We start from the raw sequence: 25,026 nt of genomic DNA, 5'->3' as shown, positions 1-25,026 counted from the left end.
TTGTTTTATTTATTATCTATCCCGGAAATAATGAGCCAGCCCCTGATAGATCCCGGTTGCTGCCCTTTCCTGGAAGTCGCTTGAAAGAATGGTCAGCTCTTCCCCTCGGTTACTGATATAGCCAAGCTCAAGAAGCAGGGAGGGCTGCATATTTTCTCTCAATACGAGGTAATTCTCCTGTCGTACATTTCGATCCCGTAAATTTGTGAGTTGGATTAATGATTGGTGGACTGAATCAGCAAGCTGCTGATCTGCGCCGCCGTAATAGAAGGTCGTCGTACCTGTAACGCTTGAATCATCAATGCTATCATAATGGACACTGATGAATACATCCGCTCCATGATGGTTCGCAGTGCGGGCCCTGGCCGGCAGGCTGACGAACGAATCGTTCTGCCTTGTCAGATAAACAGTTGCTCCCGCCGCTTTCAGCTTGTCCTGCAAAAGTCGAGATGTCCTTAAAGTTAGATCCTTCTCATATGTTCCCTGCACGCCAATGGCACCGACATCTTTTCCGCCATGTCCCGGGTCGATGACGATTACCTTATTCCGCAGATACTGTTCAGATCCTGCCCTTGTGATGGTAGGGGCCTGGCCCTTTGTGGTAACAATCCAGCCGGCTACATAAGCAGTTGTGCCATCTGACAGCTCTATTTTGTACCAATCATCCTCTAAACCTTTAATGGAGAAGGTTTCCCCTTCATTTGCACGATAGACGACCTTTGCAGTTGTACTTGGTTCACTTCTGATGTTCGTCCCGTTATCCAAAATGATGATACTTCCATCCCCTGTTACATTGACATTGCCGGGATTAGCAGATAGTGATTTTCTCTCTAAAAACCATCCTGCGACCCATCCTGTATTGCCGTTTGCATATTCGATCTCACACCAATTATTGCGTTCACTGATGATGGTCACCTCAGTTCCCTGGGAGATCTGATCAATGATCTTCCCATTAAGATTCGGCTCATTGCGAACATTTAATCCGGAAACAGAAATGGTCGCACTCGATTTACCTTTCTTTTTGGAAGGGGCTTCGTTGCCGCTGTCAGTATGTAGATCTGCATAATCAGAATGGATCCAGCCGGTTTCTCCTTCAAATGAAATCTTCAGCCAGCTCGATTTTTGAGAAAGCACTTCTACGACGGTTCCGTTAGACAGCGTACCAAGAACCTTACTTTGAGTGGACGGCTCGCTGCGGATGTTCAGTCCATCCGTGAGGATCGTTGCTGATCGGGGTGTGCTTTCATTCCCTTGCTCTTGTGAATCTGTTGTTTCTTTTTTCTTCTTCTTTTTGGTCTGGATGCTTACAAATTCACTTGAAACCCAGCCTTCCAAACCTGATGTGCGAATTTTAACCCAGTTTTCATTCTGATCGAGAAAGCTTACAGAATCAGAGCTCTGGACAAAACCGATTACGTTAAAGCTTGTTCCGGGGCCAGAGCGGACTCGGAGGTCATCGGTCAACACCTGCACCCCATCTGTCGATTCGGAATTCCCGGAAGGTGAAGGTGATCCTTGCTTGTCCGTCACGAGGTAGGAAGCCACCCACCCGGCCTTGCTGGAGGTAACCTGAACCTTGATCCATTCCCCTTTTGTATCGACAACAGGATACGTTTCTCCCCGCAACACTTTTGAAATGACAAGCGAGTTGGCATCAGGCTTGTCCCGTACATTCAGGACATCCGTGCTCACCTCGATCGTCCCGTCAGCATGGGCGGATGGGATATGGACCGTGGCAAAAACTGTAGAAAAAAGTAAAAGTCCAATTGCTAAGATATGTAGTTTTTGAAGCAATAGTAAAGCCTCCTATTCTAAAGGATAACCTACTTATTTCTTCATCTGGAGTAAAAATTCCTCCTTTAGGTGAAATTTTTCTCGGAAAACGGGGAGACTAGTAGTCAGTGTTTATGAAAAAGGGGGCGATCTTCCATGAAATTCAATGAGAAGCACAATCATGCATATGGAAGCAAAGATGTATTTGGTGTAAGCTTTCACGATTTTATAGAAAAAGAGAAGGATTCCACATATGTGGAGCTGGCTTCGGAGTTTGGGATTACGGTGCGTGATGTGAAGGCGATGAAAAAACATCTGAATCGATTTCAATAAAACCTTGACAAGTGCTTTTGAATCTATATATACTAGCAAGTATCAAACTTCCGCAACCAATAATGAAGTTACATAATATATCAGTTCCAATGATGGAGAACAGTAGTTGTGAATACACATGGAAAGAGAAGAGATGCCCCGGGCTGAAAGCATTTCCCCATGATGACCCAATGAACGAACACTCCTTAGGATCCTCTCTGAAAAAGCAATTGCTCTATTAGGAGAAGGACGTTGCAGGCGTTAACTGCTTTGAGTGGAAGCATCATATTCATCGTTTCTTGGATGAATGTTGCTTCAATTAGGGTGGCACCACGGGAATTCAACTCCCGTCCCTTGTTTAACGATCAGTTAAGCAAGGGGCGGGAGTTTTTTGTATTGATAAAAAAGGGGTCTGGCCCCATTTGGAAATAAAAGGAGGAACCGATAATGGCAATTCAGATACCGCGGGGTACACAGGATATTTTGCCTGGTACGGTGGAAAAGTGGCAGTACATTGAAACAAAGGCGAAGGAGATCTGTCAGCTTTATAATTATAAGGAGATTCGCACTCCGATCTTTGAAAGCACGGAGCTTTTCCTTCGTGGAGTGGGGGAAACGACGGATGTGGTCCAGAAGGAAATGTACACATTCGAGGATAGAGGAGGCAGAAGTCTTACGCTGCGTCCGGAGGGAACTGCATCGACAGTCCGCTCCTATGTAGAAAACAAAATGTTCGGGTCTCCGAATCAACCGACAAAGCTTTATTATGTGGGTCCGATGTTCCGTTATGAACGGCCACAGGCTGGACGTTTCCGTCAGTTTGTCCAGTTCGGGGTGGAGGCGTTAGGCAGTAATGATCCGTCCATCGATGCGGAAGTAATCGCTTTGGCAGTGGAACTTTACACAAGCCTCGGGCTTAAAAACCTCAAGGTGGTCATCAACAGTCTTGGAGACAAGGAAAGCCGTCAAGCACACCGAGATGCGCTGATCCAGCACTTCCAGCCTCGAATCGAGGAGTTCTGCGGGGATTGCCAAGGCCGCCTGGAAAAGAATCCTTTGCGCATCCTTGATTGCAAAAAGGACCGTGACCACGAATTGATGGCAACTGCGCCATCCATTCTTGAATATTTGAATGAAGAGTCCAAGGCATACTTTGATAAAGTTGTCGCTTACCTAACTGCGCTTGGCATCCAATATGAAATTGATCCTAATCTTGTACGGGGACTTGATTACTATTACCACACAGCGTTTGAAATCATGAGCACTTCAGAAGGCTTTGGCGCCATCACCACCCTATGCGGGGGAGGCCGATATAATGGTCTGGTTCAGGAAATTGGCGGACCGGAAACCCCTGGTATCGGTTTTGCCCTAAGCATTGAACGCCTGATATCAGCCATGGAAGCGGAAAAGGTGGAATTCCCGATTCAAGAAGAGATAGACTGCTATGTGGTCGCACTGGGTGACAAAGCGAAAGAAACAGCCGTAAAGCTATTGTTTGATTTAAGAAAAGCGGGGATTGTAGCTGAAAAGGATTATCAAGATAAAAAGTTGAAGGCGCAATTCAAAGCAGCCGACCGGTTGAATGCCAAATTTACGCTTGTGTTCGGTGATGATGAGCTGACTAAGGGTGTCGTCACGATAAAAGAAATGGTAACAGGTGAACAACAGGAAGTACCCTTTGAAAATATTGCAACATACTTATTGGAAAAGAAAAGCGGGGAGAGATAAATGATGCAGGCTAGAACTTATTTTTGTGGAGAAGTGCCGGAAACATCAATTGGAGAAGTAATCGAACTGAAAGGCTGGGTGCAGAAGCGCCGTGACCTTGGAGGTCTTATTTTCCTTGACCTTCGCGACCGTACAGGATTGGTGCAGATCGTATTCAACCCGGATGTATCATCTGAAGCGCTCCAAACAGCTGAAAATGTACGTAACGAGTATGTTCTATATATCAAAGGGAAGGTGGTTGCCCGTGATGCGGCAACTGTAAACCCTAACCTGAAAACAGGCTCAATCGAGGTTCACGCCGAAGCGATCGAAGTATTGAATGCAGCGAAGACTCCTCCTTTCGTTATTGACAACAAAACAGAGGTAAGCGAAGATATCCGCTTGAAATACCGCTACTTGGACCTTCGCAGACCGGTCATGTTCGACACGCTGAAAATGCGTCATGATGTAACAAGATCGATTCGCGAATTTTTGAACGACCAGCAGTTCCTGGAAGTGGAAACTCCGATCCTGACAAAAAGCACGCCTGAAGGTGCACGCGACTATCTAGTGCCAAGCCGGGTACATCCAGGCGAATTCTATGCTTTGCCTCAATCACCGCAAATATTCAAGCAGCTGTTGATGGTTTCCGGTGTGGAACGCTACTACCAGATCGCCCGCTGCTTCCGTGATGAGGACCTTCGTGCCGACAGACAGCCGGAGTTCACGCAAGTCGACATTGAGACTTCGTTCCTTTCCCAGGAAGAAATCATCGGCATGATGGAAGATATGATGCGAATGGTCATGAAAAATACGAAGGGCGTGGATGTACCGGAAAACTTCCCCCGTATCACTTACCAGGATGCGATGGACAGATATGGTTCCGACAAGCCTGATACCCGCTTTGACATGGAACTTGTCGATCTGTCCGAGCAAGTTGCAAATTGCGGATTCAAAGTGTTCAGTGCAGCGGTGGCAAACGGAGGGCAAGTGAAGGCCATCAATGTAAAAGGCAAAGCCGGAAACTACTCCCGTAAAGACATAGATGCATTAACTGAATTTGTCTCGGTATATGGTGCAAAAGGACTGGCATGGTTAAAAGTTGAAGCGGATGGGTTAAAAGGACCTATTGCAAAGTTCTTCAATGAAGAGGAACAGGCAAGTTTCATTCAGACCCTCGATGCGCAAGAAGGCGACTTACTTCTATTCGTAGCTGATAAGAAATCTGTCGTTGCTGATGCACTAGGGGCGCTTCGTATGAAGCTTGGAAAAGAACTTGGCTTGATCGATGAAAGCAAATTCAACTTCCTATGGGTGACAGACTGGCCATTGCTTGAGTACGACGAGGAAGCGGGACGCTATTTTGCAGCTCATCACCCGTTCACGATGCCTGTCCGAGAAGATCTGGCATTGCTTGAAAGCAACTCAGGCGAGGTACGGGCACAAGCATACGACTTAGTGTTGAACGGATATGAGCTTGGTGGCGGATCACTCCGAATCTACGAACGCGACATCCAGGAGAAGATGTTTAAAGTGCTCGGTTTCAGCCAGGAGGAAGCAACGGAACAATTCGGATTCCTGCTTGAAGCCTTCGAATATGGCACACCTCCACATGGAGGAATCGCGCTTGGCCTTGACCGTCTAGTAATGCTTCTTGCAGGCAGAACGAACCTTCGCGATACCATCGCATTCCCTAAAACGGCTAGTGCGAGCGATATCCTGACACAAGCGCCAAGCCCTGTTGCAGGTGGGCAATTAGACGAATTACATTTGTCGCTGGCTGTCAAAAAAGAGTAGATTTTCCCATACGGTGAACTCTTGCAAACAAAAAATGCGTGTGTTATGATACTTTCAAGAAGTCGCAAGTCCTGATGTGTTCGTCGTATAACCTATTGTTTTGACCGAACAATAGATTATACGGGAGCTCAGAGTTTTCGTTGCTGCGTACATGCCTCCTAACGCAAGAGGACGTATAAAAAGCATGAAACAGAGCACCCACCTGCTGTGAGCGGGTTCAAAACGAAGGCATCAAACGACGGCACGATTGGGACTTGCCTACATACGGATTTAAAACCGACATTCCAGTGTTTTTGGGGTGTCGGTTTTTTTGTAAAAAAATAGGAATGCCCCCTCTACATGGGCATTCCTTGTCATTGCCAATATTCATCTCGCCGATTTGCGATATCCTTTTTCCTGTGCCTCTGCTTCTGTATGAAACCATTCAACAGGAGTTGTCCTATCATAGAATACACCGCCAGGCATATGGTAGATATACTCGCCGCGGCCATTTTTATTTCCTTTTATCAAAGGAGGATCCCTGTCATCTTTAACCTTTTCGGCATCTTCCGGACTTTCTTCAAGAGGTTTTTCATCCACCGCGGTTCGTTCGAGCGTTGCCGCTATTGCAGCCAAGGTCTGTTTCACTTGAAAGGAAGTGGTTTCCTTTGCAATCATCTCTTTGTTGGATTTGTTCATCCTGCATAATGTCAAAATTCCACTGCTGATCACTAATAGGAAAGATAATGCCTTATACAATTTTTTCATCACAGACTCCCCGCCTTCAACAAAAATAATTATCAGGTTACTATTCCCTCTATTATAAGGCATGTAAACCTTTTTCGTCATAAAAGAAATTCCTATATGACTACTTGCATTTCCCTTGAAGTATGTTATATTCATTTTCGGGTACAATTCTAAAAAGCCGATAAGAAAAGAAAAGATACAAGACATAAATGGAGTTGATGGGTCATGCTACACCAATTTTCAAGAAATGAACTAGCAATAGGTAAAGAAGGATTGGAAACGCTGAAAAACAGTACGGTTGCAGTACTCGGAATCGGGGGAGTAGGTTCATTTTCCGCAGAAGCCCTTGCCCGTTCTGGAGTGGGGCGTCTTATCCTTGTTGATAAGGATGTTGTCGATATCACGAATGTAAACCGTCAGATCCATGCATTGGTTTCCACGGTTGGACAACCTAAAGCGGACCTGATGAAGGCACGCATTGCCGATATCAATCCCGAGTGTGAAGTGATTGCGTTGAAAATGTTCTATACAGATGAAACATATGAGGAATTTTTCAGCTATGGCCTGGACTATGTCATTGATGCGTCCGATACCATCTCTTATAAAATCCACCTCATGAAAGAATGCCTGAAGCGGAAGATTCCGATTGTTTCCAGCATGGGAGCGGCAAATAAAACGGATCCGACACGTTTCAAGATGGCAGACATCTCAAAGACACATACAGATCCGATTGCCAAAGTCATTCGTACAAGGCTGAGAAAAGAGGGGATTCACCGCGGGATCAAGGTGGTATTCTCTGACGAAAGCCCGATCATCATCCGTGAAGAGGTACGGAAAACGGTTGGGAATGACCAGGCGCAAATTCGAAAGGCTAAAATGCCTCCTTCCTCCAATGCATTTGTTCCGTCTGTTGCAGGACTGATCCTTGGCGGATATGTAATCAATGATCTATTGAAAGATATCCATATCCAGCGTGTTGGCGGAAAGCAATAAAACGGAAAAGGATGACAGAAAGAGCAGATTTGCTCAGGCTGTCATCCTTTTTATTTTGTCTTACATAACCTCATTCTGCAGTGCTGTCATCTTCTTCGCACGATCCATGATCTGAACGAGCATTTCATAGTCATCATTGATGACACTCTGCTTCTCTTCAAGTTTATGAAGCTGATCTTCCAAAGCTGCAATCCTTCTTTTTAACAGATGGTTCTCATGTTTCAAGCGTTCGTGTTCCAGTTGTGAGCCTTGGCCGAATTCTTTTTCACGTTTCAGGTTTTGCATGAAATGAATGCAGTCATCCAATGTGATTCCCTGATTTGATGGGAGAGGTTGGTAAGCATCCGTTTCCTCTACCTCCTGCAACTGTGATTGGAAGGAAGCAGGGATGCTCCATTGCGCTGTGGTGCCAGATGGTGCGGGGAGCCATTCCATTTCCACTGCCGGCATTGTCTTTGCAGCACTCTTGCCCTCAGAGAATTCTTGCTTTTTCAGCTTGTCCAAAGCCCGTTTGCGCTCTTTCCGCTGCTTTTTTGCAATGGCTACCGCCGGCTCGTATTTTTTTCGGACCTCAGCATTCCACCTGAATCCGCAGGCTGCTGACGTGCGATTCAGTTTATCGCCAACTTCTTCAAAAGCGGCCAACTGTGTACCGCCGTCTCTTATGTATCGTAAAACGGTTTCTGCCAATAGTAGATCATCTTCATGGGACCATGCATCCTGACGAACTTTCATAGTTTGACACTCCTTTTAAAACGGACGTTTTTTTACCATCTTGGACAAAAACATAGGAGATTATACAATCAATAAAGGAATAAGAGTTAATTAGGAGAACTAGTAGGGAAATAGATAAATAGGGAGGGCGATAAAATGAATAGAGTGGTTGGTTTTGAAATCAGCAGCAGGGAGCCCGAAAAAGCGACCAAGTTTTTTGAGGATGTATTCGGTTGGGAAATCGGCGAACCGAATTGGGAATATTGGCCAGTGGTGACCGGTAAAGGTGCAAATATCATGAGTGGCGGCATAGCAAAAGGGCCAGAAGATCATCCACAAGGCACAAGGATACAGATTGAAGTGGATTCCATTGATGAAATATTGGCCATCGCCAAGGTAAAAGGGGCCGTAGTGGTCAGGGAGAAGATGGATTTTGATACATTTTATCTCGCCTACCTCAAAGAGCCGACGGGAATCGATATCGGTTTGATTGAACAAAAGTAAAAAGAAATGGCTTGCCGCATCATCGGGCAAGCCATTTTAATTAGGCTATTTTCGTAAAGGTTGTTGTTTTTAAATTTATAGCTGGGTTAAGGATAAGGTTTCAACATTAAACTCCCTGTTGGTCTCCGTTCCAGGTGTTCGCTTTCCGCGGGCGGCCTCGGGAGCCTCCTCGGTGCTGTGCACCTGCGGGGTCTCCCTTGACACGCTGCTCCCGCAGGAGTCTCACACCTTGCACTCCAACCAACAGGGGTAAAGGAAAGGATGAATTTTCCTGTCTAAAGGTTGAAAAAATTGCCCTTTGTCTTATCTTTATACTTCAGTAGAACAAATAATATTAAAAAACTGAGTTGATTGTAGCGGAGGACACTTGACTCCTGCGGGATAGTAGAGGGCATGGGAGACCCCACAGGCGAAGCCGAGGAGGCTCCCATCCGTCCCCGCGGAAAGCAAGTGTCCGGAGCGGAAATCAACGGCTTCATTTGATGCTTACATTTTAACTACTTAACAATAAAGGCCTTAAATCATTTCTTTTTCGTCTTTTGATAGATCTGGGCCAGGGCAGCTTCGAATTTACTTGTTTCCTTTGGTTTATAGTACGATTTGTTCTTCAGTTTATCAGGGAGATACTGCTGTGCCACCCAGCCGCCAGGGTAATCATGTGGATAGAGATAATCGACGCCACGCCCCAATTTGGAAGCTCCTTTATAATGAGCGTCCTTGAGATGGGCAGGCACTTCTCCAACAAGACCTCTTCTGATATCGGCCAGTGCCTCATCCAATGCCTTGTATGCAGTATTGGATTTTGGGGACAGGCAAAGCTCGATGACTGCATTTGCCAGTGGTATCCTTGCTTCCGGAAAGCCAAGCCTCTCAGCGGCTTCAATTGCTGCAAGTGTCCGTGCACCCGCCTGAGGATTTGCAAGGCTGATGTCCTCATACGCGATGACCAAAAGCCTTCTTGCGATACTGACAAGATCGCCCGCTTCGATCAATCTGCCCAAATAGTGTAGTGCGGCGTCCACATCGCTGCCCCGTATCGATTTTTGGAATGCAGAAAGGACGTCATAATGTCCATCTCCATCCTTGTCATGATAAAAGCTCTTTTTTTGCAGGCATTCTTCGGCAGCGTTCAGATCTACATTTATAAAGCCCTCTTCATCCGGGGCAGAAGACAGGACTGCAAGCTCGAGGGCATTCAATGCGGAACGCACATCACCGCCGCAGCCATTCGAAAAATGCTCCATGGCTTCACTGCTCAAGTTGATTTTATAGTCCCCTAAACCACGTTCACTATCATTCAATGCCTGCTTCAATACATCCTGGATTTCCTCGACAGATAAGGGATGCAGTTCGAAAATCTGACATCTGCTCCTTATTGCAGGGTTGATGGCATGATAGGGATTGCTTGTCGTTGCCCCGATCAGTACGATCCTGCCATTCTCCAGATGCGGCAAAAGAAAGTCCTGCTTCGCTTTGTCCAGGCGGTGAACCTCATCCAAAATCAAGATCACCTTGCCTGACATTTTCGCTTCCTCTGCCACGATTTCCATATCCTTTTTGTTATGGATGACTGCGTTCAACGTCCGGAAAGCATATTGTGTGCTGCCTGCGATGGCTGTGGCAATCGAGGTCTTCCCGATTCCAGGCGGACCATATAGGATCATCGAGGAGAGGTGCCTGGCCTTTACCATCCTCTGTATGATCTTTCCTTCTCCGACCAAATGCTCCTGACCTACCATTTCATCTATCGTTCTCGGCCTCATTCGAAAGGCCAACGGTTTGCTGCTCATATAAAACACCTTCCTGCTTACTTTAGCATCTTCTTCTATTACCCACTCTACCACAATTAAAGTCATGGTTAGAAATGTAATACCTCATATTCTGTGCTATAATGGGATAGATTTTATTAGCTAACAAGTATATACAAAAGAAGGGTAGCGAATGTATGCAAGGTGAGCGGAGTATAGGCAGAAGCTTATTTTTGGCGAAATGGTCCATTTATTTTTTCGGTTTATTGATTATGTCTTTTGGGATCGTGCTGATGATCAGGGCGGACCTTGGCAGTGCGCCATGGGATGTTTTTCATATCGGCCTGTTTTACCAGGTTGGTTTAACCATTGGTACATGGTCCATCATTGCAGGTTTTTTTATTTTGGCCATCTCTTCTCTGATTGTAAAAAGGCTCCCTTCCGTCGGTGCCTTTTTGAATATGCTGATGGTCGGCATATTCATTGATATGTATCTGTTCATTCCATACTTGAAGACACCGTACTCATTTTTCGGGCAGCTTTTCATGCTGATCCTTGGTGTGCTGGTGATAGGAGTCGGTATCGGCGTCTATATCTCTTCGCGCTGCGGAGCCGGTCCAAGGGATAGTCTGATGATCGCCTTGACGGAGAAGACGGGCTTTAAAGTGCAACATATTAGATTAGCGATGGAATTAATAGTATTATGTGTAGGGTGGCTTTTAGGAGGACCCGTGTTTATCGGGACGATCCTTTTCAGCTTCACGATCGGTCCGATTGTAGGATGGACACTTCCCGCCTGCCAGAAAACTACAGATAATATCCTTTATAAAATACAGCACAAAAATGATAATAATCTGACGATGCAATTATAAGCTATTGGAAAGTAAGAATAGGGGTGTAGGGAATGAAGATTTCAACAAAAGGACGTTATGGATTGACCATTATGATCGAGCTAGCGAAAAACGTGGGGGAAGGCCCGTTGTCATTAAAGACAATCGCTCAGACTCATGACCTATCAGAACACTATCTTGAACAATTGATTGCGCCATTGCGCAATGCCGGCCTGGTAAAAAGTATCCGCGGAGCATATGGCGGGTATATTTTGGCGGATGAACCGGAGAAAATCACAGCAGGTGACATCATCCGGGTACTAGAAGGACCGATCAGTCCCGTGGAAGTGCTGGAGGACGAGGAGCCTGCCAAGCGTGAGCTTTGGATACGGATCCGTGATGCGGTAAAGGATGTTTTGGATAACACGACACTTGATGACCTTGCCAACTATTCCGGCGGGGACCAGGAAGCTTATATGTTTTACATTTAAAGGACAACATTATAAATAGAAAGGAGGCGTGCTCATTGAAAAGAGTCTATTTAGATCATGCTGCAACCTCTCCTATGCATCCGGCTGTTATTGATAGTATGCTTCCGGTAATGAAAGAGGGATTCGGCAACCCGTCTAGCATTCATCAGTTTGGCCGCAAAACGAGGCATTATGTGGATGAAGCTAGGAACATTGCCGCCAAAGCTATCTGCGCGAAGGAAAATGAAATCATTTTTACGAGCGGTGGAACAGAAGCGGATAATCTTGCAATCATAGGCGTGGCACGTGCAAACAAAAACAAAGGCACTCATATCATTACAACATCCATCGAACATCATGCCGTGCTGCACACGTGTGAACAGCTCGAAAAAGAAGGCTTCAAGGTAACCTATCTTCCAGTTGATGAACACGGATTGGTGAAAATGGAAGATGTTTCAGATGCTTTAACAGATGAAACGATCCTTGTCACCATCATGTTTGGTAACAATGAAGTGGGAACAGTCCAGCCGATGAAAGAGATCGGGGAATTGTTAAAAGATCATCAGGCATATTTTCATACCGATGCCGTTCAGGCGTTTGGCCTTTATTCCATAGATGTAAATGAATTGGGAATTGATTTTCTTTCCATGTCCGGCCATAAAATCAATGGACCAAAGGGCGTTGGTTTCCTGTACGCCAAAAATGGTACAAGCTTTGCACCACTAAGTTATGGAGGCGAGCAGGAACGGAAACGGCGTGCCGGTACGGAGAATGTGGCCGGGATCGTCGGCCTCAAGACAGCCATCGAATTGAGCGTGGAACAGGGAGCACAAAAAGCGGTCCAGTATTTGGAGTTCAAGCAATTGATGAAGGAAGTTTGGGAGCGGGAAGAGGTCCGATTCGAAATAAACGGTACTGTTGAACATTCATTGCCTCATGTCATGAATGTTTATTTTCCAGGAACAAATGTAGAGTCCCTGCTTGTGAACCTGGACCTGGCCGGGGTAGCGGTTTCCAGCGGATCCGCCTGCACGGCAGGCTCCATCGATCCGTCACACGTCCTTGTAGCAATGTTCGGCAAGGATTCAGACCGCATCGCCTCCTCCATCCGCTTCAGCTTCGGCCTGGGCAACACAAAAGAAGAAATCATCCACGCAGCCGAACAAACGGCAAAAGTGGTAAAGAGATTAACAAGAAAGAAATAAAATACGGGGTGATCAAAATGAATAAAGCACCAAAGGATACCCGTGTAGTAATAGGAATGTCTGGTGGAGTGGATTCCTCTGTAGCTGCGCTTCTTCTTAAAGAACAAGGCTACGATGTAATCGGTATTTTCATGAAAAACTGGGACGACACCGATGAATTCGGCGTATGTACGGCAACAGAAGATTACAATGACGTAATCCGTGTCTGCAACCAGATCGGTATCCCTTATTACGCGGTTAATTTCGAAAAGCAGTATTGGGACAAAGTATTCCAGTATTTCCTGGATGAGTATAAAGCAGGACGCACACCGAATCCGGATGTGATGTGCAACAAGGAAATCAAGTTCAAAGCCTTCCTTGAGCATGCAATCGATCTTGGAGCCGATTATTTGGCAACAGGACATTATGCACAGGTTGCATTCCGTGACGGCGAGTACAAAATGCTTCGCGGGCTTGATGAGAACAAAGACCAAACCTACTTCCTGAACCAGCTCGGCCAGGAACAGCTTTCTAAAGTCATGTTCCCGATCGGAAACATACAAAAATCAGAAGTGCGGGAAATTGCAAAGCGTGCAGAGCTTGCTACTGCCACGAAGAAAGACAGTACGGGCATCTGTTTCATCGGTGAACGCAACTTCAAGGAATTCCTGAGCGGCTACCTACCAGCACAGCCTGGAAATATGCTGACAATGGATGGGAAAGTGATGGGCAAGCATGATGGCTTGATGTATTATACGATCGGCCAGCGTCACGGCCTCGGCATCGGCGGAAGCGGTGATGCATGGTTTGTCATCGGTAAGGATCTCGAAAAGAATGTCCTGTATGTAGGCCAGGGCTTTGATAACGAGCTTCTTTATTCCGATTCCATCATAGCGGCAGATGTCAGCTGGGTATCAGACAAAGCTCCTGAAGACGGGCTTTCATGTACGGCAAAATTTCGTTATCGCCAACAGGATAACAAGGTACGCATCGAGCATCTTGAAGATAACCGAGTGAAGGTGATCTTTGACGAGCCGATCCGTGCCATCACACCAGGTCAAGCGGTCGTATTCTATAATGGGGACGAATGCTTGGGCGGCGGTACGATCGACCATGTTTTTAAAAACAATGAAAAATTATGGTATGTAGGATAATGAGAAAACCTCTACTTCTTAATGGGAGTGGAGGTTTTTCCTGTGTTATACTTATTGAAGTAAATCAGCGATAAAGAGGTGCAAACATAGATGAAAGACAATAATGCATTGGGAATTCAATACTTGCAAGAAGGAAAATATGAAGAGGCGTTGGCTGCTTTTTCGGAAGAGATAGAACAGAATCCGGAAAACGCAGTGGCGTATGTCAACTTTGGAAATGTGCTAAGCGCAGTGGGAGAACTGGAAAAAGCGATAAAGTTCTTTGAACGGGCCTTATCCAAAGATGAAAGCATGGGAACAGCACATTATGGTCTCGGTAATGTCTACTATCAGCTGGAAAAATGGCATGAGGCGAAGGATCATTTCGAGCTTGCGATGAAAAAGGGTGTCAATGACAGCGACATCTATTTCATGCTTGGTATGACATTGCTGCAGTTCGAGCAGCCGAAACTTGCACTCCCATACTTCCAGAGAGCTGTCGAACTGAAGCCTGAGGATGCCGAAGCAAGATTCCAATATGGGCTATGCCTTGCAGGACAAGGGTTGATCAAGGAAGCGACAACTGAGTTTGAACTGGTAGTGGAAAGCGATGAAGAGCATGCAGATGCCTATTATAACCTTGGTGTGGCATATGCTTATCAGGAAAACAGGGATAAGGCGATCGAGATGCTTGACAAGGCATTGGATGTGCAGGCAGACCATATGCTTGCAGCACACGCTAAAAAGATTTTGACCGAAAATTAAGGGACGGAGGGAAATCCCATGAAGGACCAAAAGCAGCAATCCTCTCTCGACTTGTTCGAGGAACATGAAAAATTCATTAAAGGATCTCATCTCGTCACCATTTTCCACAACGAATCAAATATGTATTCGGTTGTCAGGATCAGAGTGACAGAGACGAATATTCCATATGAGGAAAAGGAAGCGGTCGTAACAGGGTATTTCCCTCGGATCCACGAGGATGAAACCTACATATTTTTCGGTACAATGAAAGAGCATCCCCGTTTTGGACTTCAGTTCCATGTTGAACACTTCCGAAAAGATATCCCGCAAACACGTCAAGGCATTGTACAGTATCTATCCAGTGATCTATTTTCAGGTATCGGGAAAAAGACGGCTGAAAAGATTGCGGATGCACTGGGGGAGAATGCAATCTCCAAGATTTTGGAGAATCCATCGGTCCTTGACTCAATCCCAAAACTTCCCGGTGATAAAGCAAAGCTTCTCTATGACTCGCTGATGGAGCATCAGGGACTCGAACAAGTCATGATCGCCCTCTCACAGTTCGGGTTCGGCCCGCAGCTGTCCATGAAAATTTATCAGACCTATAAGGACGAAACAATCAGCATCCTACAAAAGAATCCCTATCAGCTTGTAGAAGACGTCGAAGGTATCGGGTTTGCAAGGGCAGATGAGCTCGGCAGCCACTTCGGTATATCCGGCAGCCACCCTGACCGGATCAGGGCAGGCTGCTTGTACATGCTTGAGCAGCATTCCATGTCAGAGGGGCATTGCTTTGTATCGGAAAATCAACTCGTTGAAGCGGTATGGAAGCTTTTAAATGAGAAGCAGCATGGATTGGTTGTGGATTCCGATATTTCAAGGGAAATTCTGCAGCTGACGGAAGAAGGAAAACTGAAGTCAGAAGAAGGTCGTGTCTATCTCCCGAGCCTCTACTTTTCCGAACAGGGCCTTGTCACAAATATAAAAAGAGTCATGGAACAAACCCAATATGAGGATCAGTTTCCTGAATCCGAATTCTTACTGGCCCTTGGTGAATTGGAAGACAGGCTGAAGGTACAATATGCCCCTTCCCAGAAAGAAGCGATCCAGCAAGCATTGATGACTCCGATGCTTCTACTGACAGGCGGGCCGGGAACAGGTAAAACAACAGTCATCAAAGGGATTGTGGAGCTGTATGCAGACCTTCACGGCTGTTCATTGGAGCCAAACGATTATTCCAAGAATGATCCGTTCCCTATCATGCTCGTTGCACCAACAGGCAGGGCTGCGAAAAGGATGAGCGAAGCAACGGGACTGCCTTCTCTCACCATCCACCGATTGCTTGGCTGGAACGGTTCCGAAGGCTTTCAGCATGATGAAGAAAATCCGATCCCAGGCAAGCTGTTGATTGTGGATGAAGTATCCATGGTCGACATTTGGCTCGCCAATCAGTTGTTCAAATCACTCCCGGCAGATATACAAGTGGTGCTCGTCGGGGATGAAGATCAGCTTCCTTCCGTAGGACCTGGACAAGTGTTGAAGGACCTATTGGGATCACAAGCGATTCCCACTGTAAAATTGACGGATATTTACAGACAGGCGGATGGCAGCTCCATCATTGAACTGGCGCATGATATGAAGGATGGGGTAGTCCCGGCGGATATTGCAGTGGCCAAAAAGGATCGCTCCTTTATCAAATGCGGACTGGGCCAGATAATGGATGTGGTCAAAAAAGTCTGTGCCAATGCCCAAAGTAAAGGATACACCGCACGCGATATCCAGGTGCTGGCGCCGATGTATCGTGGAAATGCAGGGATAGATAAGCTGAACGAAATGCTGCAGGAGCTGTTCAATCCAAAAAGTGAAGGGCGCCGGGAATTGGCTTTTGGAAATATCGTCTATCGGACAGGCGACAAAGTGCTTCAGCTCGTCAATCAACCGGAAAGCAATGTATTCAACGGGGATATAGGTGAAGTGGTTACCATCTTTTATGCCAAGGAGAACACGGAAAAGCAGGACATGGTGATCGTATCATTTGAAGGCAATGAGGTAACCTATACCAAACAGGATTTGGGACAGATTACGCATGCCTACTGTTGTTCGATACATAAATCACAAGGAAGTGAGTTTCCGATCGTGGTGCTTCCTGTAGTAAAAAGCTACTACCGGATGCTGCGCAGAAATCTGCTTTACACTGCAGTGACCCGTTCAAAGCGCTTTTTGATCCTTTGCGGAGAAGAGGATGCATTAAGAATCGGGGTACAACGGGCCGATGAACAGGCAAGGCAGACCTCCTTGAAAGAAAGGCTGAATATGAAAAGTTCGGATATCATTCAGGCCGAAGAAGTGGATGAAGCAGTTCTTGCAGAGATCCCTTTCTGGAAGGATGCCAATATCGGAATGGAGAATATTTCGCCATATGACTTCATGGGGGAAGATGAATAGAAGAGGCTGTCCCATGGACTGGCCTTTTTCTTTTTTAAATGGAAAACCTTTCGCTGTATGACATTGTTCCCCGTGACGAAACCTATTAATGTTCGAAAAGAGGTGGGTTTCTTTGAGAACATTTTCTCGAGTGGTTGGGATGCTAATATATGATAGGGCATCAGGTAACAAGATAGGGCGGATTACGGACTTTTGCATAGAGGAACCAGGGAAGATAAAAGGACTCCTCATTGATGGAAAAGGGGTCTTCCATCGTAAAAAGTTTCTTCCATTCGAACATATCATATCCTTTGGGGACGACGGTGTCATGGTGGAAGCGCGTGCTCTTGACTCCTTATCAAAAGAGGAGGATAAAGAGGTGTATTTCATCCACGGGCATGGTATAAAAGGGAAGTCCTTTCTTACTGGGGAAGGGAACAAGCTCGGCCTCCTGGATGATGTATATTTTGAAGAGGAAACGGGCACAATCGTAGGATATGAGGTAACGGACGGCTTTTTCGCTGATATTGCAGAGGGCAAGAAAATCATTCACCACCCTTCTGACCTTATCATCGGAAAGGATACCGTCGTCGTTTCTATATCAACCTAACGAGAGGTGTTCGATGGTGGTTCTTTGTTGTCCTAATTGCAAAAGTAAAGATATCGGAAAAATTGGTGTGAACCAGTTTTACTGCTGGGGCTGTTTTATTGAGCTTTCCGTCTCCAAAGGCGTGGTCCATACTCATCAAGTCGAAGAGGACGGAACACTAAGCTCATTGGATGATTTGTTCCATGAAGACGATCGGCAGATCAGCATGTAAACAATAGTTGGGAGTGAGTCGCATGAACAGAGCAATGTCTTCTTTGTTAATGATGGGCTTAGGGGCAGCAGCAAGCCGTCTAAGCAAAAACAATGATGTACAGAACTTTCTTGGGGATATGACTTCCAAACGCAATATGAAAAAAATGAGAAAACGCGCCAAGCGTATGTTTTCTTGAAACTAGATTGACTTAACCCGTCCTGCCAATGGCAGGGCGGTTTTTTTGATTTAAATATGTTTCCCTCACTTTACACAATGGACAGTCTCGCCCCTTCATCATTTAACATTATGTATAGTGAAAAAAGACAAGTAAGGAAGTACAATATACATAAAGTTCAAATAATTCTAAAAATTAATACCGTAGCACAGGCTAGTGCATTCTTCAAAGGGGGTAATAGGATGTCCGACAAAGTGATGATTGGCTTGATTCAAGCTTCCAATGATGTCGACGGTACAGAACCGGTGGAGGTTCATAAGAAGGCTGCCATTGAGAAGCACATTAAATTAGTAAGGGAAGCAAAGGAAAAAGGGGCACAAATCATCTGCTTACAGGAGATTTTTTATGGTCCTTATTTTTGTAGTGAACAAAACCCGAAATGGTACGAAGCGGCAGAGGAAATCCCTCATGGACCGACAACGAAGCTTTTTCAGGATCTGGCAAAGGAACTCGGAGTGGTCATTGTCCTTCCAATCTACGAGCGCGAAGGAATTGCCACCTATTATAACACTGCGGCAGTAATCGATGCGGATGGAAGCTATCTTGGCAAATACCGCAAGCAGCATATCCCTCAGGTCGGTGTCGGTGACCAGGGTCATGGATTTTGGGAAAAGTTCTATTTTAAGCCAGGGAATCTCGGGTATCCGATTTTTGATACCGCATATGCAAAGGTCGGGGTCTACATATGCTATGACCGCCATTTTCCGGAGGGCGCCCGCCTTTTAGGCCTAAAAGGAGCGGAAATAGTCTTCAATCCTTCTGCAACAGTTGCAGGCCTATCCGAATACTTGTGGAAACTTGAACAGCCTGCCCATGCGGTTGCAAATGGATATTATGTAGGTGCCATCAACAGGGTCGGAGTGGAAGGGCCTTGGAAAATGGGCGAATTCTATGGACAGTCCTACCTCGTTGACCCACGCGGTTCCTTTGTTTCGATCGGCAGCCGTGATCAGGATGAGGTGATAATCGGCGAAATGAACAAGAAACTTATCCGTGAAGTGAGAGATGTATGGCAGTTCTACCGGGACAGAAGACCGGAAACCTATGAAGAAATGACAGCACTTTTGCCTTAAGGGCAATAAAGGGATGACTCTTTCGTAAAAATTGTGAACCGGATTCCTTCATCAGAATGAAGGGGACACATGAAAAAGAGTGATCTCTTTTTTACGATGTTTGAAATAGAAAGGAGATGTTGGATTGAAAACTGTCAAAAGGATCGACTACGATAATCTATCTTCAAATTTCCTGGAAGTTAAGCCGGGCCTGACGGATCGAGAAGCCCTCGAAGAAGCGAATCGATGCTTGTATTGCTATGATGCTCCATGTATCGTCGCCTGTCCAACCAGCATTGATATCCCAACATTTATCAAGAAAATAGCCTCAGGGAACCTTAAAGGATCCGCCAAAACAATCATGTCTGCCAATCCTGTAGGGGCAAGCTGCTCAAGGGTCTGCCCGACAGAGGAATTATGTGAAGGTGCATGCGTGCTGAATCATCATACAAAGCCGATCATCATTGGGGACCTGCAGCGTTATGCCACCGATTGGGCGATGAAAAATGCACAGACCCTTTTCACAAAAGGTGCACCGAATGGTAAAAAGATTGCCGTCGTCGGAGGGGGTCCAGCAGGTCTATCAGCCGCAAGGGAGCTTGCCCTTTTGGGATTTGAAGTGACCATATTTGAAGCCGAGGCGGAGGCTGGCGGACTGAACACGTATGGAATCGTATCGTTCCGTCTGCCTAAGAGTGTTTCCTATTGGGAAGTAGATCAGGTGAAGAGCCTGGATGTAGAGATCAGGACCAATACGAGAGTCGGAGTGGATATCGGGGTGGAGGAAATCCTGGCCCAGTATGATGGGGTGATCCTTGCGGTCGGGATGGCAAGTGTACCGATGCTTGGAATTGAAGGGGAGGACCTTTCGGGTGTCTATGATGCGATAGATTTTGTGAAAGAAACGAAAACAAAAGCCATCGGCGATCAATTCAAAGGGAAGAATGTCGTCGTGATTGGAGCCGGAAATACAGCGATTGATGGTGCAACCTGTTCGGTGAGGCTTGGTGCGGCCAATGTGAAAATCCTTTACCGGAGAACACAGGAAGAAATGACAGCCTACGATTTCGAATATGAATTTGCCAAGCAGGATGGCGTGGAGTTCCGGTGGCTGACTGCGCCAAGTAGAATCATCGGAAATGAAGCGGGTGAAGTAACGCACATTGAGTGCATCAAAATGCAACTTAGTTCACCGGGGGAGGACGGTCGCAGAAGGCCTGTTAAAGTGGAGGGATCGGAATTCCTGCTTGAAGTGGACGCGGTGATCAAAGCAATTGGACAGACAAGGTATACGTCCTTGATCGACCAGTTTGGTCTGGAGCATGATGGAGGAGTCGTAAAAATAGATCCCCTCACACATGCCACTTCCAATAATAAAGTGTTTGCCTGTGGTGATGTCATTTTCGGGAAAGGGCAGGGGGAAGCAATGGTGGTGACCGCGGCCCAGCAAGGTAAACAGACTGCTTATGCCATTTATGAGAGCTTAGTGAAACAAGCGATAGAGACAGCCTGACATAGTAAACGATTCTAGTGAGGGGGGAACAGTTTGGCAGATTTATCGATTAATTTTGCAGGAATCAAATCACCCAATCCTTTTTGGTTGGCTTCGGCACCGCCTACCAATTCAGGCTATCAGGTGCAGAGGGCTTTTGAAGCAGGATGGGGTGGAGCGGTTTGGAAAACCCTTGGTGATCCAATTATCAATGTGTCTTCGCGGTTTGCGGCAGTAAGCTTCAACGGACAAAGGGTCGCAGGATTCAATAATATCGAACTGATAACAGATCGCCCGCTCGAAGTGAACCTGAAGGAAATCGCTGAAACGAAAAAAAGATTTCCCGACCGTGCGCTGATCGCCTCGCTGATGGTGGAGCCCAAACAGGAAAAGTGGCATGAAATAGTCAAGAAGGTGGAAGCGGTAGGAGTGGACGGACTGGAGCTTAATTTCGGCTGTCCGCATGGGATGGCGGAACGTGGGATGGGTTCTGCATCCGGACAGGTGCCTGAGCTTGTGGAAAAGCAGACCTATTGGGCAAAGGAAGCCGCAAAAACCCCTGTTATTGTCAAACTTACGCCGAATATAACGGATATTACGGTAACGGCTGAAGCGGCTGTAAGAGGCGGAGCCGATGCAGTCAGCATGATAAACACCATCAACAGTCTGGCTGGAGTGGACTTGGACAGCTGGAACACGATTCCGCATGTTGCTGGAAAAGGGGCTCACGGAGGCTATTGCGGTCCGGCAGTAAAGCCTATTGCACTGAATATGGTCGGGGAATGTGCAAGAAATCCGCGGATCAATGTTCCAATCTCAGGGATGGGCGGGGTATCGGATTGGCAGAATGCAGTTGAATTCATGCTGATGGGAGCAACTGGGGTACAGGTTTGCACGGCGGCCATGCACCATGGTTTCCGGATCGTGGAGGATATGATAGAGGGACTTTCACATTATTTGGATTCCAAGGGGATTCAATCGGTGATGGACCTTGTGGGTAAATCCGTTCCGAAGTATTCGGATTGGGGCAATCTCGATCTTAATTATAAGATAGTGGCCCGCATCAATCAGGACACCTGTATTAACTGTAACAAGTGCCATATCGCCTGTGAGGACACATCCCATCAGTGTATTGATATGTTGAATGATCCGAATGGAAAGCCTTATTTGCGAGTCAGGGAAGAGGATTGTGTCGGTTGTAATCTTTGCTCGATCGTATGTCCGGTGGAAGATGCGATCACGATGGTGGAATTGCCACACGAACAGCCGCCGATGACGTGGAATGATAGGCAGTCTGCATTAGGCTTGTTAAAGCAAATGGAAGTGGACACGGTTAAATAGGGGGAATGAAAATGGCAAGAAAAAAACTGATCAAGAATGGTGTCATTGTAACCGCAAGTGACAGGTATGAAGCGGATATTTTAATCGAAGGGGAAACAATATCAGCCATCGGTCACAATTTACCCGATGGGGATGCGGAAGTGATCGATGCAAAAGGCTGTTATGTGTTTCCAGGAGCCATCGATCCGCATACGCATTTGGATATGCCATTTGGCGGGACCGTTACAAAGGATGATTTTGAATCGGGGACCATGGCAGCGGCTTTTGGAGGGACAACATCAATCATTGATTTCTGTCTCACTGAAAAAGGCAAACCATTGAAAGATGCCATTCAAACATGGCACAACAAGTCAAAGGATAAATCGGTCATTGATTACAGTTTCCATCTAATGATCGGCGAAATCAATGAGCGTGTGCTTTCAGAGCTTCCAGCTGTGATACAGGAAGAAGGAATCTCCTCTTTGAAAGTTTTCATGGCCTACAAAAATGTTTTTCAGGCTGATGACGAAACATTATTCCGTACGCTCATCGCTGCCAAGGATTTAGGTGCTCTCGTGATGGTGCATGCGGAAAATGGGGATGTCATTGACTATTTGACAAAAGAAGCATTAAAGAATGGAAATACAGATCCCGTGTATCATGCCTTGACAAGGCCTCCGGAAGTGGAGGGGGAGGCAACAGGCAGGGCTGCCCAGCTAACCTCCCTTGCAAAGTCCCAGTTGTATGTGGTGCATGTATCGTGTGCCGAGGCTGTGGAAAAAATCGCCGAGGCGAGAAACAAAGGCGTGGATATCTGGGGGGAAACCTGCCCACAATATTTGGCGCTCGACCAAAGCCATCTCGAGTTGCCTGACTTCGAAGGTGCCAAATACGTCTGGTCACCTCCGTTGCGTGAAAAATGGCATCAGGAAGTGCTTTGGAATGCCCTTAAGAGCGGACAGCTTCAAACATTGGGTTCAGATCAATGCTCTTTTGATTTTAACGGTCAAAAAAGCTTGGGAAAAGGTGACTTTACGAAGATACCGAATGGTGGGCCGATGATTGAGGATAGAGTGAGCATCCTTTTCTCAGAAGGTGTAATGAAAGGAAGAATCACAATTAATCAGTTTGTGGACATCGTATCTACGAGAGTCGCAAAGCTTTTTGGGATGTTTCCGAAAAAAGGAACGATCTCAGTGGGGGCAGACGCTGACCTTGTGTTGTTCGACCCGAACAAGGAGCGCATCCTTTCTGCTGCAACCCATCATATGGCAGTCGATTATAATGCCTTTGAAGGAATGAAGATTACAGGCGAACCTGTCTCTGTTATGGTCCGCGGGGAATTTGTCGTTCGTGATAGGCAGTTTGTCGGGAAGGCCGGCAGTGGACAATATATCAAACGCGAAAAATATGGAACAATGAAAAAACTGAAGCAGAACGAGACGCAACCTATCTGACCAACCTACCCTACAATCATATGCAGATGACCTTCCGATTGCTTGACCTACATCACTTTTTTAGGTCAGGCAATTGTTGTTAAAAGCTCTTTGATCTTTGTGTTCAATTATTATTGAGGGGTGCTATGAAAATGAAAAAGAAATCTAGTTATTTAAAGTCACCAGATCTACTGCCTATCTCCCATGATGGCAGAAAAATAGGGACGCTCGGATTTGCAGTGATGTGGGTAGGGATGGCAGTGGTATTGGCTGCATTTGCAATCGGGGGGGCAGGGGTTCAAAACCTGTCGCTTGGATGGGTGATACTCGCCACGATCATCGGCAGTGTCGGTATAGGGCTATTCATGACCATCACCGGTGATATCGGGATTGAACATGGACTCAGCTTTCCAGTCTATATGAGAGCCCCATTCGGGACACTTGGCACTCATATACCTTCCATCATCCGGGGACTTACTGCTTCATTTTGGTTCGGGATCAACACGTTCTTCGGGGCTACTGCCATGAACGCCATTCTGGCCACGCTATTCGGCTTTGACAACTGGTTTGTCTGCTATCTGATTTTTGCAGCCGTTCAATTGATCAATACTGCCCTTGGGATAAAGGCTGTTGAACGATTTGCGGATCTGGCGGCACCGATCATCATCATCATTTCGGCCTGGATGTACACCACCTTATCCGATCGGGCACTTGAACAGGGACGCGATGTATGGACATGGATTGAAAGCCCCGTCACAGGCGGTGCAGCTTTCACAGCCTTTTTGATCGTCATATTCAGTAATATGGGCTTCTGGGCGACGCTTGCGGCAGACATTCCGTCCATTTCCCGTTTCATCAAGGCACCGAAGTATGAACGAAGCTGGTTGAAGAGGAATAAGTCCAGTCTTGTTGGAAGTGTCATTGCCCTGCCGTTGACCCAGACTTTTATGGTCATCATCGGGGGTGTGGCCTACATCGCAGTATCCAATTATGATCCGGTTGTAGCGCTCCAGGAGGCTGCATCAGGAATCGTGCTTGGCGTGCTTTTGATCATGATCATTTTTGCCCAGTGGTCAACAAATGCCTCTGCCAATGTCATTCCTGCCGCAACCATTTTCTCCAATGTAGGAGGGCCGAAAGTGCCATTCTGGGCAGGGGTATTCATCGCAGGGATTGTAGGGAGTGTCGTGCAGCCTTGGAGTCTATTTGATATCTTGATTCCGCTTTTATTGATTGTGGGAGGGATATTGTCTGCCATCGTCGGGATACTGTTTGCTGATTACTATCTTCTGAGAAAACGAAGAGTCAATGTTCATGACCTTTATGAGGAGGATGGTCAATTCAGATATTTCCATGGCGTGAACATTGCAGGGTTCATTGCATGGATCGCGGGCGGGACGGCAGCCTATTTCTTGACCAACTATTCTTTCCTTGTAGGATTCGTTGTCGGAGCGGCAGTCTATTATGTACTGGCTAAGTATTGGTACTTCAATGTGTACCAGCAGGCGGAAATCATCGATCCTGATGATGAAAAATACCTTGGGATCACAGTGGGGAGGGATTGGGTCATAACGGATGGCGAGGAAGCAATGGAGGAGCCAAAAGAGCTTTCCAGCTAATGAAGGAGGA

General features: G+C 46.4%; 23 protein-coding genes, 1 other RNA gene and 1 other annotated feature. Of the genes, 20 read left to right on the top strand and 4 right to left on the bottom strand.

Features of this window, described 5'->3' with window-relative positions; translation table 11 throughout:
- Nucleotides 1-12 precede the first annotated feature (12 nt).
- Nucleotides 13-1,794, bottom strand: coding sequence for an N-acetylmuramoyl-L-alanine amidase family protein (locus tag JOC95_RS10980; protein WP_204416061.1), 1,782 nt, complete (start codon nucleotides 1,792-1,794; stop codon nucleotides 13-15).
- Between the two features lie 135 nt (nucleotides 1,795-1,929).
- Between JOC95_RS10980 and JOC95_RS10975 the strand changes: the two genes are divergently transcribed.
- The 4 genes from JOC95_RS10975 to ssrS all read left to right on the top strand — a co-directional run bounded on the left by JOC95_RS10975 (nucleotide 1,930) and on the right by ssrS (nucleotide 5,847).
- Nucleotides 1,930-2,106: an RNA polymerase subunit sigma-70 gene (locus tag JOC95_RS10975; RefSeq protein WP_204416060.1), complete on the top strand. Its 177-nt coding sequence runs from the start codon at nucleotides 1,930-1,932 to the stop codon at nucleotides 2,104-2,106.
- Nucleotides 2,107-2,186: 80 nt separating this feature from the next.
- Nucleotides 2,187-2,443: a binding site (T-box leader), on the top strand.
- Between the two features lie 89 nt (nucleotides 2,444-2,532).
- Entirely contained in the window at nucleotides 2,533-3,813 is a 1,281-nt protein-coding gene (gene hisS, locus JOC95_RS10970; RefSeq protein WP_204416059.1) for a histidine--tRNA ligase, read from the top strand.
- A 3-nt stretch (nucleotides 3,814-3,816) separates the two neighbouring features.
- Complete coding sequence (gene aspS, locus JOC95_RS10965; protein ID WP_204416469.1) at nucleotides 3,817-5,589, top strand: aspartate--tRNA ligase; 1,773 nt, start codon at nucleotides 3,817-3,819, stop codon at nucleotides 5,587-5,589.
- 65 nt (nucleotides 5,590-5,654) lie between these two features.
- A non-coding RNA gene (gene ssrS / locus JOC95_RS10960) (6S RNA) lies at nucleotides 5,655-5,847 on the top strand.
- A gap of 108 nt (nucleotides 5,848-5,955) precedes the next feature.
- Here the strand turns inward: ssrS and JOC95_RS10955 are convergent.
- Nucleotides 5,956-6,336, bottom strand: coding sequence for a sunset domain-containing protein (locus JOC95_RS10955; RefSeq protein WP_204416057.1), 381 nt, complete (start codon nucleotides 6,334-6,336; stop codon nucleotides 5,956-5,958).
- 204 nt (nucleotides 6,337-6,540) lie between these two features.
- Between JOC95_RS10955 and JOC95_RS10950 the strand changes: the two genes are divergently transcribed.
- Nucleotides 6,541-7,308 carry a tRNA threonylcarbamoyladenosine dehydratase gene (locus tag JOC95_RS10950; protein ID WP_204416055.1) on the top strand — a complete coding sequence of 256 codons (768 nt, stop codon included), beginning with the start codon at nucleotides 6,541-6,543 and terminating at the stop codon, nucleotides 7,306-7,308.
- A gap of 60 nt (nucleotides 7,309-7,368) precedes the next feature.
- Here JOC95_RS10950 and JOC95_RS10945 read toward each other — a convergent pair whose 3' ends face one another.
- Entirely contained in the window at nucleotides 7,369-8,043 is a 675-nt protein-coding gene (locus tag JOC95_RS10945; protein WP_204416052.1) for an RsfA family transcriptional regulator, read from the bottom strand.
- Between the two features lie 135 nt (nucleotides 8,044-8,178).
- Between JOC95_RS10945 and JOC95_RS10940 the strand changes: the two genes are divergently transcribed.
- Complete coding sequence (locus JOC95_RS10940; RefSeq protein WP_204416050.1) at nucleotides 8,179-8,526, top strand: VOC family protein; 348 nt, start codon at nucleotides 8,179-8,181, stop codon at nucleotides 8,524-8,526.
- A gap of 521 nt (nucleotides 8,527-9,047) precedes the next feature.
- On the opposite strand, the gene JOC95_RS10935 is transcribed toward JOC95_RS10940, so the two are convergent.
- Complete coding sequence (locus JOC95_RS10935) at nucleotides 9,048-10,316, bottom strand: replication-associated recombination protein A (protein ID WP_204416048.1); 1,269 nt, start codon at nucleotides 10,314-10,316, stop codon at nucleotides 9,048-9,050.
- A gap of 155 nt (nucleotides 10,317-10,471) precedes the next feature.
- Here JOC95_RS10935 and JOC95_RS10930 point away from each other — a divergent pair, with 155 nt between their 5' ends.
- The 14 genes from JOC95_RS10930 (at nucleotide 10,472) to JOC95_RS10865 (ending at nucleotide 25,016) form a co-directional block, all read left to right on the top strand.
- Entirely contained in the window at nucleotides 10,472-11,146 is a 675-nt protein-coding gene (locus JOC95_RS10930; protein ID WP_204416046.1) for a YczE/YyaS/YitT family protein, read from the top strand.
- Between the two features lie 32 nt (nucleotides 11,147-11,178).
- Nucleotides 11,179-11,595, top strand: a complete 417-nt coding sequence (gene cymR / locus JOC95_RS10925) for a cysteine metabolism transcriptional regulator CymR (RefSeq protein ID WP_204416044.1) — start codon at nucleotides 11,179-11,181, stop codon at nucleotides 11,593-11,595.
- A gap of 35 nt (nucleotides 11,596-11,630) precedes the next feature.
- A complete protein-coding gene (locus JOC95_RS10920; protein WP_204416042.1) occupies nucleotides 11,631-12,779 on the top strand; it encodes a cysteine desulfurase family protein in 1,149 nt (382 codons plus the stop codon).
- Nucleotides 12,780-12,796: 17 nt separating this feature from the next.
- Nucleotides 12,797-13,912 carry a tRNA 2-thiouridine(34) synthase MnmA gene (gene mnmA, locus JOC95_RS10915; protein WP_204416040.1) on the top strand — a complete coding sequence of 372 codons (1,116 nt, stop codon included), beginning with the start codon at nucleotides 12,797-12,799 and terminating at the stop codon, nucleotides 13,910-13,912.
- A 90-nt stretch (nucleotides 13,913-14,002) separates the two neighbouring features.
- Nucleotides 14,003-14,656 (top strand): tetratricopeptide repeat protein, encoded by a 654-nt coding sequence (locus JOC95_RS10910; RefSeq protein WP_204416038.1) that lies wholly within the window; start codon nucleotides 14,003-14,005, stop codon nucleotides 14,654-14,656.
- An 18-nt stretch (nucleotides 14,657-14,674) separates the two neighbouring features.
- Entirely contained in the window at nucleotides 14,675-17,080 is a 2,406-nt protein-coding gene (gene recD2, locus JOC95_RS10905; protein ID WP_204416037.1) for an SF1B family DNA helicase RecD2, read from the top strand.
- A gap of 112 nt (nucleotides 17,081-17,192) precedes the next feature.
- On the top strand, nucleotides 17,193-17,669 hold the full coding sequence (locus JOC95_RS10900; protein WP_239582844.1) for a PRC-barrel domain-containing protein: 477 nt from the start codon (nucleotides 17,193-17,195) through the stop codon (nucleotides 17,667-17,669).
- Nucleotides 17,670-17,682: 13 nt separating this feature from the next.
- Nucleotides 17,683-17,880, top strand: a complete 198-nt coding sequence (locus JOC95_RS10895) for a hypothetical protein (RefSeq protein ID WP_204416035.1) — start codon at nucleotides 17,683-17,685, stop codon at nucleotides 17,878-17,880.
- A 22-nt stretch (nucleotides 17,881-17,902) separates the two neighbouring features.
- A complete protein-coding gene (locus tag JOC95_RS10890; protein ID WP_204416034.1) occupies nucleotides 17,903-18,058 on the top strand; it encodes a YrzQ family protein in 156 nt (51 codons plus the stop codon).
- Between the two features lie 221 nt (nucleotides 18,059-18,279).
- Entirely contained in the window at nucleotides 18,280-19,170 is an 891-nt protein-coding gene (locus JOC95_RS10885) for a nitrilase-related carbon-nitrogen hydrolase (RefSeq protein ID WP_204416033.1), read from the top strand.
- Between the two features lie 124 nt (nucleotides 19,171-19,294).
- On the top strand, nucleotides 19,295-20,662 hold the full coding sequence (locus JOC95_RS10880) for an NAD(P)-dependent oxidoreductase (RefSeq protein WP_204416032.1): 1,368 nt from the start codon (nucleotides 19,295-19,297) through the stop codon (nucleotides 20,660-20,662).
- A gap of 33 nt (nucleotides 20,663-20,695) precedes the next feature.
- Nucleotides 20,696-21,982, top strand: a complete 1,287-nt coding sequence (gene preA, locus JOC95_RS10875) for an NAD-dependent dihydropyrimidine dehydrogenase subunit PreA (protein ID WP_204416029.1) — start codon at nucleotides 20,696-20,698, stop codon at nucleotides 21,980-21,982.
- Between the two features lie 11 nt (nucleotides 21,983-21,993).
- On the top strand, nucleotides 21,994-23,418 hold the full coding sequence (gene hydA, locus JOC95_RS10870) for a dihydropyrimidinase (protein ID WP_204416027.1): 1,425 nt from the start codon (nucleotides 21,994-21,996) through the stop codon (nucleotides 23,416-23,418).
- A 131-nt stretch (nucleotides 23,419-23,549) separates the two neighbouring features.
- Nucleotides 23,550-25,016, top strand: coding sequence for an NCS1 family transporter (locus JOC95_RS10865; RefSeq protein WP_204416026.1), 1,467 nt, complete (start codon nucleotides 23,550-23,552; stop codon nucleotides 25,014-25,016).
- Nucleotides 25,017-25,026 lie beyond the last annotated feature (10 nt).

Source organism: Sutcliffiella tianshenii, assembly GCF_016908565.1.
GTDB lineage: Bacteria > Bacillota > Bacilli > Bacillales > Bacillaceae_I > Sutcliffiella_A > Sutcliffiella_A tianshenii.
Note: the sequence above shows the minus strand (reverse complement) of the source record. Positions and strands in the feature narration are given on the sequence as shown.

What these genes read in the sequence shown, in the direction of transcription:
- JOC95_RS10975 (WP_204416060.1), top strand. Translation starts at nt 1,930, where the DNA reads ATGAAATTCAATGAGAAGCACAATCATGCATATGGAAGCAAAGATGTA.
- hisS (WP_204416059.1), top strand. Translation starts at nt 2,533, where the DNA reads ATGGCAATTCAGATACCGCGGGGTACACAGGATATTTTGCCTGGTACG.
- aspS (WP_204416469.1), top strand. Translation starts at nt 3,817, where the DNA reads ATGCAGGCTAGAACTTATTTTTGTGGAGAAGTGCCGGAAACATCAATT.
- JOC95_RS10955 (WP_204416057.1), bottom strand. Translation starts at nt 6,336, where the DNA reads ATGAAAAAATTGTATAAGGCATTATCTTTCCTATTAGTGATCAGCAGT.
- JOC95_RS10950 (WP_204416055.1), top strand. Translation starts at nt 6,541, where the DNA reads ATGCTACACCAATTTTCAAGAAATGAACTAGCAATAGGTAAAGAAGGA.
- JOC95_RS10945 (WP_204416052.1), bottom strand. Translation starts at nt 8,043, where the DNA reads ATGAAAGTTCGTCAGGATGCATGGTCCCATGAAGATGATCTACTATTG.
- JOC95_RS10940 (WP_204416050.1), top strand. Translation starts at nt 8,179, where the DNA reads ATGAATAGAGTGGTTGGTTTTGAAATCAGCAGCAGGGAGCCCGAAAAA.
- JOC95_RS10935 (WP_204416048.1), bottom strand. Translation starts at nt 10,316, where the DNA reads ATGAGCAGCAAACCGTTGGCCTTTCGAATGAGGCCGAGAACGATAGAT.
- JOC95_RS10930 (WP_204416046.1), top strand. Translation starts at nt 10,472, where the DNA reads ATGCAAGGTGAGCGGAGTATAGGCAGAAGCTTATTTTTGGCGAAATGG.
- cymR (WP_204416044.1), top strand. Translation starts at nt 11,179, where the DNA reads ATGAAGATTTCAACAAAAGGACGTTATGGATTGACCATTATGATCGAG.
- mnmA (WP_204416040.1), top strand. Translation starts at nt 12,797, where the DNA reads ATGAATAAAGCACCAAAGGATACCCGTGTAGTAATAGGAATGTCTGGT.
- JOC95_RS10910 (WP_204416038.1), top strand. Translation starts at nt 14,003, where the DNA reads ATGAAAGACAATAATGCATTGGGAATTCAATACTTGCAAGAAGGAAAA.
- recD2 (WP_204416037.1), top strand. Translation starts at nt 14,675, where the DNA reads ATGAAGGACCAAAAGCAGCAATCCTCTCTCGACTTGTTCGAGGAACAT.
- JOC95_RS10895 (WP_204416035.1), top strand. Translation starts at nt 17,683, where the DNA reads ATGGTGGTTCTTTGTTGTCCTAATTGCAAAAGTAAAGATATCGGAAAA.
- JOC95_RS10890 (WP_204416034.1), top strand. Translation starts at nt 17,903, where the DNA reads ATGAACAGAGCAATGTCTTCTTTGTTAATGATGGGCTTAGGGGCAGCA.
- JOC95_RS10885 (WP_204416033.1), top strand. Translation starts at nt 18,280, where the DNA reads ATGTCCGACAAAGTGATGATTGGCTTGATTCAAGCTTCCAATGATGTC.
- hydA (WP_204416027.1), top strand. Translation starts at nt 21,994, where the DNA reads ATGGCAAGAAAAAAACTGATCAAGAATGGTGTCATTGTAACCGCAAGT.
- JOC95_RS10865 (WP_204416026.1), top strand. Translation starts at nt 23,550, where the DNA reads ATGAAAAAGAAATCTAGTTATTTAAAGTCACCAGATCTACTGCCTATC.